1 protein-coding gene is annotated in these 237 nt (G+C 60.8%); it reads left to right on the forward strand.

The features are described 5' to 3' along the window. Nucleotides 1–5: 5 nt before the first annotated feature. Nucleotides 6–237 (forward strand): transposase (locus FNJ47_RS48945; RefSeq protein WP_163163848.1); only part of this gene is annotated, 232 nt, incomplete at its 3' end.

A 237-nucleotide genomic window follows, 5' to 3' on the forward strand; every position in this document is an offset into this window, starting at 1 on the left:
TTTCAATGATTCATGGGTGGTCGGCTCTTGGAGGGCTGACCATGGCGGGATGGGAAGACGAGCTCGAACGCTGGCTGATGCCGTTCTTGGACCGGCTGGGTCACAAGACCCGGCAGCGGATGTGTCCTCTGTATGTTGCGGGACTGATCGGTCCTGGCGATCGCAAGAGCGTTCAGCCGATGGCGGAGCGCCTTGCCACGGGCAACTACGACCAGCTGCACCATTTCATTGCGGACG

The organism is Bradyrhizobium uaiense (assembly GCF_010811875.1).
In the GTDB taxonomy this organism is placed as follows: domain Bacteria; phylum Pseudomonadota; class Alphaproteobacteria; order Rhizobiales; family Xanthobacteraceae; genus Bradyrhizobium; species Bradyrhizobium uaiense.